Raw genomic sequence first — 12,042 nt, forward strand, 5'->3', positions numbered from 1 at the left:
AGCTCGTCGACCTGCACCGTGTATGTCCCCAAGGAGGCCCCATGAAGCGTTCGGCTCTGGCTGGCAGCGCTGCTGCCGCCGTCGTGCTGCTCGCCGGCTGTGGCGGGAACCCCTTCGCGGGCGATGCGGAGGACGACGAGCCCCAGGTTCCGAGCTTCGGGCAGATCCAGGACCGCATGTGGGATGCGATGCTGACCGCGGACACCGTGAACATCGAAGGCGAGATCGAAGCCGCCGAGGCCGACGTCGACCAGATGTTCCAAGACATCGACGAAGACGACACCGGGGATCTGCTGATCACCGGCGCCGTGGACGGCAGCGACTCCGAGATGACCTTCACCGCTGGCGACGTCACCTTCACCCAGCGCGCCATCGACGGGGTGGAGTACTTCCGCGGGGAGGACTTCGCCGCGCTGCTGATGAGCGAGATGGATGAAGAGATCACCGCCCTCATCGAAGAGGACTTCATCACCTCGGTGGTCGTCGAGCAGTGGGTCCAGTTCAGCACCGACGGCGCAGGCGCAGTCTTCTCCGCCCAGGACTTCATCAGCACCTGGCAGCGTGAGCTCGAGGGCCAGGAGATCGCCGGGCTCGAGGGCACCGCAGAGACCCGTGACGGCGCGCAGGTCTACGTCTACGCCACCGAGGACGGCTCCACCGAGCTCGTGGTCGCCGCAGACGGAGCCCCCTACCTGGTCCAGATGCGCGACGAGGACTCCAGCTACGTCTTCAGCGCCTGGAACGAGACCCAGCGCCCGGACCAGCCGGAGAACGTGATGACCTTGGACGAGATCTTCGAGGCCATCGCCGCCGAGCACGGCTGGTCCACAGAGGAACTCGATGGGGAGCTCGAGGACGAGAACAACGACGACGCCGAGGCCTGAGCGGCACGAGAGACCAACACAACGGGGGGTTGTGCAGAAACGGGACGCCTGGACATCAGTCCGGGGTCCCAGCCACACAGTGGAAGGGAAACACCATGAGCAACGGAACCCAGACGTCCCCCAAGGCCGTCACGCGAGCATTCACCACCACGGCGGTGCTGAGCATCGCAGCCCTGGCACTGGCCGGCTGCGGTGAGGAAGATCCGCGTGAAGCGGAGAACCCGCAGGAGAACGTCGACACTGACGGAGCGGAGGACCAGGGAGTCACCTCAGACGAGATCGCCGAGAATGAGGACGACGAGCAGGTCGCGGACCTCGCCGAGATCGAGACCGAGGTCTGGGAGTCCTCCCTGGAGCAGGAGAGCGTCAGCATCACCATGGCGGCAGGGCTGGAGCGCGGCCATGAGCTCTTCGGATACGCACCGGAGTTCTTCGAAGGCGACGACGAGGGCTTCGAGCTCTCGGTCACCGGAGAACTCGAAGGAGACGCTGCGACCGAGCTGAACTACAGCCCCAACTTCCAGGTGTTGACCTTCGGCGACGACACGTTCCAGTCCGTGGAGGCCTTCGTCTTCGACTACGAGGCGCAGGTCCCGCCCGAGGTGGAGCCAGAGGTCGATGCCGAGGAGCTCAGCGCAGCCCTGAGTGCCGAAGGGGAATGGGTCGACGTCAGCGACGCCGAGCCCGCGGTGCCGCGCACCCCCGACGCGCTGCTGGAGCTGCTGCGCGCCGAGGTCACCGAGACCTTGGACGTCGACTCCCTGGCCGAGCTCGACCTGGACTCGTCGCTGGACACTCGGGACGGTCAGAACGTCTGGGTCTACTCCAATGAAGACGTCGAGCTCGCGGTGCTCGCCGACGAGGGTTCACCGCAGCTGATGGGTCTGCGCCTGCCCGGTGAGGACCAGGACCTCGAGGTCACCGTCACGGACTGGGACGAGGCTGAGACCCCGGAGGAGCCCGAGGATGAGGCGGTCATCGACGATGAGCAGCTGCAGGGGATTCTCAGCGATCTCGTCTGAGCCCAGGATTCGGGCTGGTTCAGCCCGGCAGACCCTCGGCGGACCCCCGGCAGGCTCCCAGCTTCCATTCAGGAATGCCGGCCCACAGCAACGCCGGCTCCATGCCCGGTAGGAGCTCCCCATGAATCAGGCCGGAATGGCCGAATAGGCTTTCGCTGAAGCGTCCGGTCTGTGCAGACTAGGTGCAGGTCATCTAGGGGATCTCACACGGTCGCTCAACGATGACAGACCGCGGAAAGACCGCGCAGCATCTTCTGATGCAAATGACGGAGGTAAACGAATTATGGCTACCACCGAAACAAGCAAGCTTCGCACCCTGGCCGGCGTCGTCGGCATCGGCTCCCTGGCACTCTTCGGTGCCACCGCCTGCGACGATGGCGGAACCGACACTGAAGAGCCGGCAGAGAACGGCGAAGTCGAGGATCCGGGCACAGAGGAAGACACCACAGAGGAAGACACCATGGAAGAAGAGCCCATGGAAGAAGAGACGATGGAGGAAGAAGAAGACGACGTCTGATCGACTTCTTCTCTTCAAAGACACCCCCGCGAGGAACCCCGGTTCCCTGCGGGGGTTTCTTGTGCGTAGGCAGGACGCGTCAGGGGCCGGGGGAGCGGTCGGGCCGGGCGGGAGATGTCAGGCTCCAGCGGAGCCGGAGCCGACGAGCTCCTCCGAGCCTTCCGAGCAGGTGCGGCACACGCCGCGGAAGACGACGTCGGCGACCTGGATCTGCATTCCCAGGCTTGCAGGCGCCTGCAGGCAGGGTGCCTCTCCATGGACGCATTCGACATCTTCGATCCGGCCGCAGCGGGTGCAGATCGCGTGGTGATGGTTGTCGTGGGTGCGGGTCTCGTAACAGGCCGGTGAACCCGGCGGGTCGAACCTGCGCAGCAGCTCGCGCGCGGTGAGATCATGCAGCACGGTGTAGACCGACTGCACCGTGATCTCGGGCAGCTGTTCGCGGACGGCGGCGTGGACCGCGTCGGCCGGTCTGTGCGGCTGGGCGGACACTGCCTCCAGGACTGCGAGGCGCTGGCGCGTCACGCGGAGTCCGCGTTCGCGCAGCCGGGCAGGCCAGTCGGAGGAGGTCATGCTCCCAGTGTGCCGCACATATGAGTCATTCACAATAAACCGGGTGCGTGTCACATCCCCGGTCTGGCGGGAGTCCAGCGCGGCCATCCGGCGTGGGCCGACCCGGCTGAGCGATAGACTGGCTCACGCTGCCACGTATTCATCCGCAAGGAGAGCTTCAGAGCATGAGCACATCGGATATCAACAACGCCCCATTGGCCGAGGTCGATCCAGAGATCGCTCAGGCGATCTCGGATGAGCTGGGACGCCAGCGCGACACCCTCGAGATGATCGCCAGCGAGAACTTCGTCCCGCGCGCCGTCCTCGAGGCCCAAGGCTCGGTGCTGACGAACAAGTACGCCGAGGGCTACCCGGGACGGCGCTACTACGGCGGCTGTGAATTCGTCGACGTCGCAGAGAACCTCGCGATCGAACGCGCCAAGGCGCTCTTCGGAGCTGACCACGCCAACGTCCAGCCGCACGCGGGCGCCCAGGCCAATGTGGCCGTGATGACCGCCTTCCTGAAGCCGGGCGACAAGCTGATGGGCCTCTCCCTGGCCCACGGCGGGCACCTCACCCACGGCATGAAGCTGAACTTCTCCGGCAAGTTCTACGAGATCGCCGCCTATGAGGTCGACGCCGAGACCGGCATCATCGACATGGACAAGGTCCGCGAGCAGGCCATCGCCGAGAAGCCCGACATGATCGTCGCCGGCTGGTCCGCCTACCCGCGCCAGCTCGACTTCGCACGCTTCCGCGAGATCGCCGACGAGGTCGGAGCGATCCTCTGGGTGGACATGGCTCACTTCGCCGGCCTGGTGGCCGCCGGACTGCACCCGAACCCGGTGCCCTACGCCGACGTCGTCACCACCACCGTGCACAAGACCCTCGCCGGCCCGCGGTCAGGCATCATCCTGACCAAGGAAGAGCACAAGAAGAAGATCAACTCCGCAGTCTTCCCCGGCCAACAGGGCGGCCCGCTGATGCACGCCATCGCGGCCAAGGCCATCGCCTTCAAGATCGCCGGCACCGAGGAGTTCGCCGAGCGGCAGAAGCGCACCATCGAAGGCGCCCAGATCCTGGCCAAGCGACTGATCGCCCCGGATGTGACCGAGCATGGCGTCTCGGTGCTCACCGGCGGCACCGACGTGCACCTGGTGCTGGTGGACCTGCGCGACTCCGAGCTCGACGGGAAGCAGGCCGAGGACACGCTCCACGAGGTCGGCATCACGGTCAACCGCAATGCCGTGCCGAACGACCCGCGCCCACCGATGACCACCTCCGGCCTGCGCATCGGCACCCCCGCCCTGGCCACCCGCGGCTTCGCGGCGAAGGAATTCAGCGAGGTCGCCGACATCATCGCCGAGGCGCTCAAGCCTGACGCGGACCTGCACGGGCTGAAGTCCCGGGTCGCCGCGCTGACCAAGGACTTCCCGCTCTACGAAGGCCTCGAGGACTGGTGAACCCGCCGATGAGCGACACCCCGCAGCAGGCCCGGGTTCCGCAGCAGGCGCAGATCCTCGACGGCAGGGCCACCGCCAAGGCGCTCAAGGCCGACCTCGCCGAACGGGTTGCGAAGCTGAAGGCCCGCGGGGTCACCCCCGGGCTGGGCACGGTGCTGGTCGGCGCCGATGCCGGCAGCCAGTCCTATGTGGCGGGCAAGCACCGCGACTGCGCCGAGGTGGGGATCAACTCCATCCAGGTGGAGCTCGACGCCGACACCACCCAGGAGCAGCTGCTCGCCGAGCTGGAGAAGCTCAACGAGGACCCGGCCTGCACCGGCTACATCGTCCAGCTGCCGCTGCCCAAACAGCTGAACACCCAGCAGGTGCTCGAGGCGATCTCCCCGGAGAAGGACGCCGACGGGCTGCACCCGATGAACCTGGGCCGGCTGGTCGCCAACGTCAACGAGGAGATCACCACCCCGCTGCCGTGCACGCCCAAGGGCTGCGTGGATCTCCTGGACCGCTACGGCCTGGACCTGCGCGGCAAGCACGTCGTCGTCGTGGGACGCGGGGTCACCATCGGTCGGCCGATCGGGTTGCTGCTGACCCGGCGCGACGTCAACGCCACCGTGACCCTGTGCCACACCGGGACCAGAGATCTCGCCGCGCACCTGGCCGGCGCCGACGTCGTCGTCGCCGCCGCCGGGGTCAAGCACATGATCGATCCGGCGGACCTGAAGCCCGGCGTGATCGCGCTCGACGTCGGAGTCACCCGTGAGGTGAACCCGGAGACCGGCAAGGCGAAGATCTACGGTGACCTCGCTCCGGGCATCGAGTCGGTGGCCTCCTGGTATTCACCGAACCCCGGCGGCGTCGGCCCGATGACCCGCGCGGAGCTGCTGGCCAACGTGGTGCTCACCGCGGAGCGTCAGCTCGCGGAGTAGTCCGCGCAGCAGGCCAGGAATAGTGGTGCCGCCGAGGGTGTTCCTTCAAATGTGAAGAACATCGGATTTCTCTCCTTCGGACACTGGACGCCCTCACCGCATTCGCAGACCCGTTCTGCCTCTGATGTGTTGCTGCAGTCCATCGACCTTGCCGTTGCGGCTGAGGAGCTGGGCGTCGACGGCGCCTACTACCGGGTGCACCACTTCGCCCGGCAGCTGGCCTCGCCGTTCCCGCTGCTCGCCGCCGTCGGCGCGAAGACCGATCGCATCGAGATCGGCACCGGCGTGATCGACATGCGCTACGAGAACCCGCTCTACTTCGCCGAAGATGCCGGCGCCGCGGATCTCATCGCCAAGGGCAGGCTGCAGCTCGGCATCTCCCGAGGCTCACCGGAGCAGGCCGTGGAAGGTTGGCGGCACTTCGGCTACCAGCCCGCCGAGGGCGAGTCCGACGCCGACATGGGGCGCCGGCATACCGAGGTGGCGCTGCAGGTGCTTTCCGGCCAGGGCTTCGCCGAGCCCAGCCCGCGACCGATGTTCCCCAACCCGCCGGGGCTGCTGCGCCTGGAGCCACACTCCGAGGGTCTGCGTCAGCGCATCTGGTGGGGTGCCGGTTCCGATGCCACCGCGCGCTGGGCGGCCTCACGCGGGATGAACCTGATGAGCTCCACGCTGAAGGACGACGAGACCGGCGAGCCGTTCCACATCCAGCAGGCCAAGCAGATCCAGGCCTTCCGTGATGAATGGGCCAAGCACGACCACGGCTTCGCTCCCAGGGTCTCGGTCTCGCGTTCGATCCTGCCCATCGTCTCGGACCAGGACCGGGCCTACTTCCTGGGCCAGCGCGACTCCAAGGACCAGATCGGCATGATCGACGAGAAGACCCGCGCGATCTTCGGACGCAGCTTCACTGCGGAACCTGAGGTGCTCGTCGAGGAGCTCGCCAAGGACGAGGCAGTCCAGGCCGCGGACACGGTGCTGGTGACCGTGCCCAATCAGCTCGGCGTGGACTACAACGCCCACATCCTTGAATCCCTGGTCGAGCACGTGGCCAAGCCGCTGGGCTGGAAGTAAGACCCACCTGACGCGTCGAGCGGCGGATTCTCCGAACAGCTGCGGCCTCTCGGCCCATGAGATGTCCGGAGAAGCCGCCCCTCAACGGTGGGGGATCAGGGAAAGTCGAGGGTCAGCGTAGCCCGCGTCGAGGCTGAATCCTCGGCACCGGCTCCCGCTGAGTTCGCGCAGGAGGCCACCCGGGAGACGCAGACGCAGAGCTTGGTGTCGGTGCTCTTCTCCGCCTCGCTGAAGAACACATCACGGTGGTCGATGACGCCGTTCAGCTGCTCGGCCTTGACCACGCACAGCCCGCATTCGCCCTTGCGGCAGTCGTACATGGCCTCCACGCCGACCCGCTCCAGCGCCTCCAGGATGGACTCGTCCGGAGAGACGACCGTGTGGCGCTCGGAGCCGCGGATCCGCAGCTCGAACTCCTCCGGGTCGAACCAGCCGCTGTTGCCGAAGGTCTCGTAGCGAAGGTTCGGCATCGGCAGCTCGCGCTCGATCCAGGCCCTCCGCACGGCGTCCATCAGTCGGATGGGACCACACATGTAGAACTCGGTGGAGTGATCCACCTGCCCGAGGAGCCCCTTGACGTCGAGGACGTCGCCCTCGTCATCGACCGAGAGCCTCAGCCGCGGTCCGTGCTCGCGATGCAGCTCGTCGAGGAAGGCCATGGCCGGGCGGGAGCGTCCGACGAAGATCAGCTGGTAGTCCGCGCCGAGCCGCTTGAGCACCCGGGCCATCGAGTGGATCGCCGTGATGCCCACTCCGCCGGCGAGGAGCACGTAGCGCGGCGCGCCCACTCGCAGCGGGAAGTTCTGCAGCGGCGAGGTGACCTCGAGGGGATCACCGGGTTCAAGGGCGTGCATGAACCGTGATCCGCCGCGCGAGGTGGGGGAGCGGCGCACCCCGATCTTCACCCAGCTTCCGTCCACCGCACCCTCGACCACCGAGTAGGAGCGGACCATGTCCGGGGCGATGCGCACGTCGATATGCGCGCCAGGCTCGGTGAACAGCGGTCGTTCCCCGGCGAGGACGATCTCGGCGATCTCATCGGCGGCGGCGCGGCGCGACTTCACCACGGCTCGCTGCCAGTGCAGCTGGGTTCCCTGTGACACCTGGCATCAGCCCTTGGCGTCGGAGAGGTCGGCGTCGGAGGCGAGCATCGTGCGCTCGGCCTCCACGGCGCGCTGGATCAGCCGGCGCACCCACATGCCGCCGGCGTCGATGTTGAGGTTGTAGAACTCGTGGTCCGGGTTGTCCACGATCGCCTGCTGCTGGGCGGTGAGCATCTCCTCGTCCTCGGCGAAGACCCCGTGCACGCCGTCGCGCAGCTCGGTGGTGATCCGCTGGCTCTCCAGCCGGTAGTTGCGCATGAAGGCCCAGTAGTACATCGCGTTGGCCTGATCGACCGGGGAGATCGTGTTCATCACGTACCCGTTCACACCCTGGCTGCGATCACCGGTGAGCCCGCCCGTGCCCGCCTTGGCCACCCCGACATCGATGCAGATCGTGGAGGGCATCTGGAACTCGATGATCTGCCAGCGGTCGACCTTGCCTTCGAAGTCTGGGAACTTGTCTCGCATGTTCTTCAGCCAGAACGGTGGGGCGTCGATGTTCTCCATGAACCGGGTCACGGTGACCGTGCGGTCGTCGTGGGTGACCTCGATATCGGACTCGCTGAGCTCCTTCTGCCCGATCGAGGAGGAGTGCAGGAACTCCTCATGGGTGAGGTCCATCAGGTTGTCCAGCACCAGCTGATAGTTCGCGCGCACATCGATGGTCTTGCCGTCGCCGGCCCACTCGTCGGAGCCCATCTGGTGCATGTCCGGGATCAGGGCGGCGTCGGCGAGCATCGGGTCTCCGGGCCAGACCCAGATGAAGCGGTGCCGCTCCACCACGGGGAAGGAGTTCACCATCGCCGAGGGGTTGATCGTCTTCTGCGCCGGCATGAAGGTGCAACGACCAGCGGAGTTGTACTGCAGGCCGTGATACGGACACTGGACTCCGTCCGGACCCACCAGGGAGCCCATGGAGAGGGGGGCGAGTCGGTGCCAGCAGGCGTCGGTCAGCGCGACGGGCCGGCCCTCCTCGGTGCGGTAGAGCGCCATGGGGCGGTCGGCGATCTTCCGGGAGAGGATCTTCTTCCGATTGACCTCATGATCCCATCCGGCCACATACCAGGCGTTGAGCGGATAGGCCATGTTCTTCGCGGTGGCGCCGCTCGGGCTGAGATCTGTCATGTCCGCCTCCTGTGACTCGAGGACGCCGTGGAGACCGGTCTCGGTCCGCTCGTCGACGCCACTAGCTATCTACATAGTTATATGTGCTGTGGGTCACAGAATAGCTCTGGATATAGTGGAGGGCAAGCACCTGCCCCTTTTCGAGAGGTTCCAACGCCTTGAGCCTGCGCTACGCCATCCTGGCGATCCTCACCGCGGCCCCGCTGACCGGTTATGAGACCGCCAAGCGCTTCGAGGGTTCGGTGGGGCACGTCTGGCACGCCCCGGATTCGCAGATCTATCCCGAGCTCCGGCGGATGGAGACGGAGGTGCTGGTGGAGGGCCGTGAGGAGCGCTGGGGCCCGAACAGCACCAAGACCAGGTACTACATCACTGCGGCCGGGGAAGCGGCGTTCCGTGAGTGGATGGCCACTCCGTTGAAGTACGCGCCCTGGCGCGATGTGGCCCATATGCAGGCCGCGTATTTTGAATGGACCGATCCTGAGAATGTGCGGATGCACCTGCAGAAGCACGCCGCGCACTACAACGAGCAGATCGCGCAGTGGAGCAGCCAGATCCAGGCGATCGAATCCCACGAGCACCCGATGATCGCCGCCCGGCTGGAGCGCTATCCCGCCGAGCAGCATGAGCGCATCGTCGCCTTCAAGGCGTTCGCCTACGACGGACTGATTCGGCTGGCCCAGGCCGAGGTGGACTGGGCGCACAGCGGCCTGGAGCTGCTCGAGCAGCTCGAGCAGCACGACGACGCCGCGCCGACCCCCGACGTCGACGCCGCCCCCGACCTCCAGGGCTGAACGGCTCCGATGTTCAGCGCCTAGGCATATTGTCGGCGCAGGTCGGGTTTGCGGATCTTGCCCGAGGCGGTGCGCGGCATCGATTCCACGAAGACCACCGACTTCGGGATCTTGTACCGGGCGAGCTTGCCGTGGAGGTGGTGCAGCACCTGCTCCTCGGTCAGCGCGTGGCCATCGCGCACCACGATGACCGCGCGCGGGACCTCGCCCCAGCGGGCATCCTCTACCCCGATGACAGCCACGGCGGCGACGGCCTCCAACGCTGCGATCTGCTGCTCCACCTGCGCCGGGTAGATGTTCTCCCCGCCGGAGATGATCATGTCCTTGAGCCGGTCGGAGATGAACAGGAAGCCGTCCTCATCGAAGTAGCCCATATCCCCGGTCTTGAGCCAGAGGCCATCTTCTTCGTGCACGAAGGAGCCGGCGGTGGCCTCGGGCCGGTTCCAGTATTCGGCGATCACGTTGGGTCCGTGCACCTGGATCTCGCCCACCTCGCCCATCGGGCAGGGCCGGTCCGCCGGGTCCACCACTCTGACGTCGGTGTGGAAGTGCGGGAGCCCCCCGGAGCCCTGCTTCGTCCGTGAATAGGCCGGAGGCAGGGTCGTGGCGCCCGGTGAGGTCTCCGTCATCCCGTATCCCATGGTGAACGCGAGCCCGCGGCTCTCATAGGCGTCGAGGACCCGCATCGGCACCGCGGAGCCGCCGCAGGTGAGGTTGCGCAGCGAGGAGATGTCGGTGCTCTCCCACTGTGGATGCTCACAGATCAGCTGGAACGTGGTGGGCACCCCGGAGATGTTGGTGACCCGGTGTTCCTCGATCAGCGACAGCACCCGCCCCGGCTCGAAACGCTGCTCCAGGAGGATGCTCCCGCCCTTGAGCAGCACCGGCAGCGCGCCCTGTCCCAGGGCGGCGACGTGGAACAGCGGCGCGATCATCAGCGCGACGTCCTTGCTGGAGAGGTCGAAGTCGGTGAGCACGTTGATGGCGTTCCAGGTCAGGTTCCCGTGGCTGAGCATGGCGCCCTTGGGGCTCCCGGTGGTGCCGGAGGTGTAGAGGATCACCGCGAGATCCTCCAGCTCCACCGCGACGTCCGGCCGCTGCTCGGCTCCTGAGGCCAGCACCGCTTCGAACGTCTCCGTGGGCACCGGAAATGCTGCAGGCTCCTCGGGTGGAGCCGCTCCCTCGACCACGATCAGCACCTGCTCCACGGCGGTGTCCCGGCAGGCCGGCGCGGCGACCGGTGTCAGCGGATGTGAGGTGACCAGCAGCCGGGCCCCCGAGTCCTGCAGCGCGAACTGGACCTCGGGCGGTGCCAGCCGGGTGTTCAGCGGGACGAACACCGCGCCGAGACTTCCCGCGGCGAAGAGCGTCTCGAGAAACGCCGCGGAGTTCTCGCCCAGATACGCCACTCGGTCACCGGAGCTGATCCCGCGGTCGGTCAGGGCGTTGGCGAGCTTGTCGATGCGCTGTGCCAGCTGGTCATAGGTCTGTTCTCCACCGGCGCTGATCAGCGCGGTCTGGCCGCAGGATCGCACCCGTCGTCGGTGGATCCAGTCGCCCAGTCCGTGATTCTTCATCGAGCGCCCTCCCAGACCAGGTCCTCGACGTTCGGGACCTCACCGATGAGTCCGTGGCGTTCAGAGATCTCCGCGACCTGCTGGAGCGAGTCCATATTGACCTCCTCAGGGAATGCGGGGATCGTGATCTCGCTCAGCAGAGACTCATCGATGGTCGTGTACTCGAGCAGCACCTCGCGCACCGCCTCGGGGTTCTCCTCGGCGTAGGCCTGAGACTCCTGGACCGCGGCGTGGAAGCTCTCCACCAGTTCCGGGTCCTCGTCGACCAGCTGCTGCGAGGCGAAGTAGGTGCCCACACCCAGCTCGTCGACCACATCGGCGAAGGGCGCGAAGACCCGGTCGTAACCCTCGTTGTCGGCGATGCTCGCGAAGGGGTCCACCGCGAAGATGGCGTCGACATTGTCCGCTTCGAGCTGGGCGAGCATGTCGGGGAAGGCGACCTCCACGAAGTCGACGTTCGACGGCTCGCCACCGGCTTCGAGCACGCCTTCGGAGATCATCGAGTCGGAGATGTTGTTGAGCGTGTTGACGGCCACACGCTGGCCTTCGAGGTCCGCGACGGTTTCGATGCCGGAGTCCGGTTTGACCAGGATCGCTGAGAAGTCATTCTCGGAGTCGCCCGTGGTCTGCGGACCTGCGGCCACGGTCTGCAGCGGCAGCCCGCTGTCGGCCGCGACGAGCAGGGAGGTCACGTTGGAGAAGCCGAAGTCGAAGTCTCCTGTGGACACGGCGGGGATGATGGCGGCGCCGCCCTGGGCCAGAGTCAGCGTCAGGTCAAGCCCGTGTTCTTCAAAGATCCCCTCCCGGTCCCCGAGGTAGATCGAGGCGACGTCGACGATCGGAATCAGGCCGACCTCGACCTCGGTGAGCTCGCCGCCCTCGGCTTGGGCGTCATCGTCGGCCGGTTCGCCATCGGCGTCGCCGGAGGGGGAGCCGCTTCCGCAGGCTGAGAGGGCAAGGACGGCGCAGAGGGCGAAGGTCCCGCGAGACAGGTGTTTCATGGTG

General features: G+C 66.6%; 12 protein-coding genes. 7 read left to right on the forward strand and 5 right to left on the reverse strand.

What is annotated here, in order from left to right; genetic code table 11:
* Positions 1-41: 41 nt before the first annotated feature.
* From LTI14_RS10980 to LTI14_RS10990, 3 genes are all read left to right on the forward strand, one after another.
* Positions 42-884 (forward strand): hypothetical protein, encoded by an 843-nt coding sequence (locus LTI14_RS10980; protein ID WP_241465207.1) that lies wholly within the window; start codon positions 42-44, stop codon positions 882-884.
* Positions 885-979: 95 nt separating this feature from the next.
* Positions 980-1,906, forward strand: coding sequence for a hypothetical protein (locus LTI14_RS10985; RefSeq protein ID WP_241476536.1), 927 nt, complete (start codon positions 980-982; stop codon positions 1,904-1,906).
* 283 nt (positions 1,907-2,189) lie between these two features.
* Positions 2,190-2,423: a hypothetical protein gene (locus LTI14_RS10990; RefSeq protein WP_241470418.1), complete on the forward strand. Its 234-nt coding sequence runs from the start codon at positions 2,190-2,192 to the stop codon at positions 2,421-2,423.
* 117 nt (positions 2,424-2,540) lie between these two features.
* Here the strand turns inward: LTI14_RS10990 and LTI14_RS10995 are convergent, their stop codons facing one another.
* Positions 2,541-2,996: a Fur family transcriptional regulator gene (locus tag LTI14_RS10995; protein ID WP_241470417.1), complete on the reverse strand. Its 456-nt coding sequence runs from the start codon at positions 2,994-2,996 to the stop codon at positions 2,541-2,543.
* A gap of 164 nt (positions 2,997-3,160) precedes the next feature.
* On the opposite strand from LTI14_RS10995, the gene glyA reads away from it, so the two are divergent.
* The 3 genes from glyA to LTI14_RS11010 are packed head-to-tail and all read left to right on the forward strand — an operon-like array spanning position 3,161 to position 6,438.
* Positions 3,161-4,438 carry a serine hydroxymethyltransferase gene (gene glyA, locus LTI14_RS11000; RefSeq protein ID WP_241465203.1) on the forward strand — a complete coding sequence of 426 codons (1,278 nt, stop codon included), beginning with the start codon at positions 3,161-3,163 and terminating at the stop codon, positions 4,436-4,438.
* An 8-nt stretch (positions 4,439-4,446) separates the two neighbouring features.
* Positions 4,447-5,364, forward strand: coding sequence for a bifunctional methylenetetrahydrofolate dehydrogenase/methenyltetrahydrofolate cyclohydrolase (locus LTI14_RS11005; protein ID WP_241476538.1), 918 nt, complete (start codon positions 4,447-4,449; stop codon positions 5,362-5,364).
* Between the two features lie 51 nt (positions 5,365-5,415).
* The gene (locus LTI14_RS11010; protein WP_241476539.1) at positions 5,416-6,438 is read left to right on the forward strand and encodes an LLM class flavin-dependent oxidoreductase; all 1,023 of its coding nucleotides are present in this window, start codon (positions 5,416-5,418) and stop codon (positions 6,436-6,438) included.
* A gap of 95 nt (positions 6,439-6,533) precedes the next feature.
* On the opposite strand, the gene LTI14_RS11015 is transcribed toward LTI14_RS11010, so the two are convergent.
* Positions 6,534-7,541: a PDR/VanB family oxidoreductase gene (locus LTI14_RS11015; RefSeq protein ID WP_241476540.1), complete on the reverse strand. Its 1,008-nt coding sequence runs from the start codon at positions 7,539-7,541 to the stop codon at positions 6,534-6,536.
* Positions 7,542-7,547: 6 nt separating this feature from the next.
* Positions 7,548-8,666, reverse strand: coding sequence for an aromatic ring-hydroxylating dioxygenase subunit alpha (locus LTI14_RS11020; RefSeq protein WP_241465199.1), 1,119 nt, complete (start codon positions 8,664-8,666; stop codon positions 7,548-7,550).
* Positions 8,667-8,824: 158 nt separating this feature from the next.
* Between LTI14_RS11020 and LTI14_RS11025 the strand changes: the two genes are divergently transcribed.
* Positions 8,825-9,460, forward strand: coding sequence for a PadR family transcriptional regulator (locus tag LTI14_RS11025; RefSeq protein WP_241465198.1), 636 nt, complete (start codon positions 8,825-8,827; stop codon positions 9,458-9,460).
* A gap of 20 nt (positions 9,461-9,480) precedes the next feature.
* Here the strand turns inward: LTI14_RS11025 and LTI14_RS11030 are convergent, their stop codons facing one another.
* Positions 9,481-11,037, reverse strand: coding sequence for an acyl-CoA synthetase (locus tag LTI14_RS11030; protein ID WP_241465197.1), 1,557 nt, complete (start codon positions 11,035-11,037; stop codon positions 9,481-9,483).
* Entirely contained in the window at positions 11,034-12,038 is a 1,005-nt protein-coding gene (locus tag LTI14_RS11035) for an ABC transporter substrate-binding protein (RefSeq protein WP_241465196.1), read from the reverse strand. Before LTI14_RS11035 ends, LTI14_RS11030 begins: the two co-directional genes overlap by 4 nt.
* Positions 12,039-12,042 lie beyond the last annotated feature (4 nt).

This window comes from Nesterenkonia sp. YGD6 (assembly GCF_022565895.1).
Lineage (GTDB): Bacteria > Actinomycetota > Actinomycetes > Actinomycetales > Micrococcaceae > Nesterenkonia.

Excerpts from the sequence above, each read along its gene's own strand:
- LTI14_RS10980 (WP_241465207.1), top strand. The coding sequence starts at position 42 with ATGAAGCGTTCGGCTCTGGCTGGCAGCGCTGCTGCCGCCGTCGTGCTG.
- LTI14_RS10985 (WP_241476536.1), top strand. The coding sequence starts at position 980 with ATGAGCAACGGAACCCAGACGTCCCCCAAGGCCGTCACGCGAGCATTC.
- LTI14_RS10990 (WP_241470418.1), top strand. The coding sequence starts at position 2,190 with ATGGCTACCACCGAAACAAGCAAGCTTCGCACCCTGGCCGGCGTCGTC.
- LTI14_RS10995 (WP_241470417.1), bottom strand. The coding sequence starts at position 2,996 with ATGACCTCCTCCGACTGGCCTGCCCGGCTGCGCGAACGCGGACTCCGC.
- glyA (WP_241465203.1), top strand. The coding sequence starts at position 3,161 with ATGAGCACATCGGATATCAACAACGCCCCATTGGCCGAGGTCGATCCA.
- LTI14_RS11005 (WP_241476538.1), top strand. The coding sequence starts at position 4,447 with ATGAGCGACACCCCGCAGCAGGCCCGGGTTCCGCAGCAGGCGCAGATC.
- LTI14_RS11020 (WP_241465199.1), bottom strand. The coding sequence starts at position 8,666 with ATGACAGATCTCAGCCCGAGCGGCGCCACCGCGAAGAACATGGCCTAT.
- LTI14_RS11030 (WP_241465197.1), bottom strand. The coding sequence starts at position 11,037 with ATGAAGAATCACGGACTGGGCGACTGGATCCACCGACGACGGGTGCGA.
- LTI14_RS11035 (WP_241465196.1), bottom strand. The coding sequence starts at position 12,038 with ATGAAACACCTGTCTCGCGGGACCTTCGCCCTCTGCGCCGTCCTTGCC.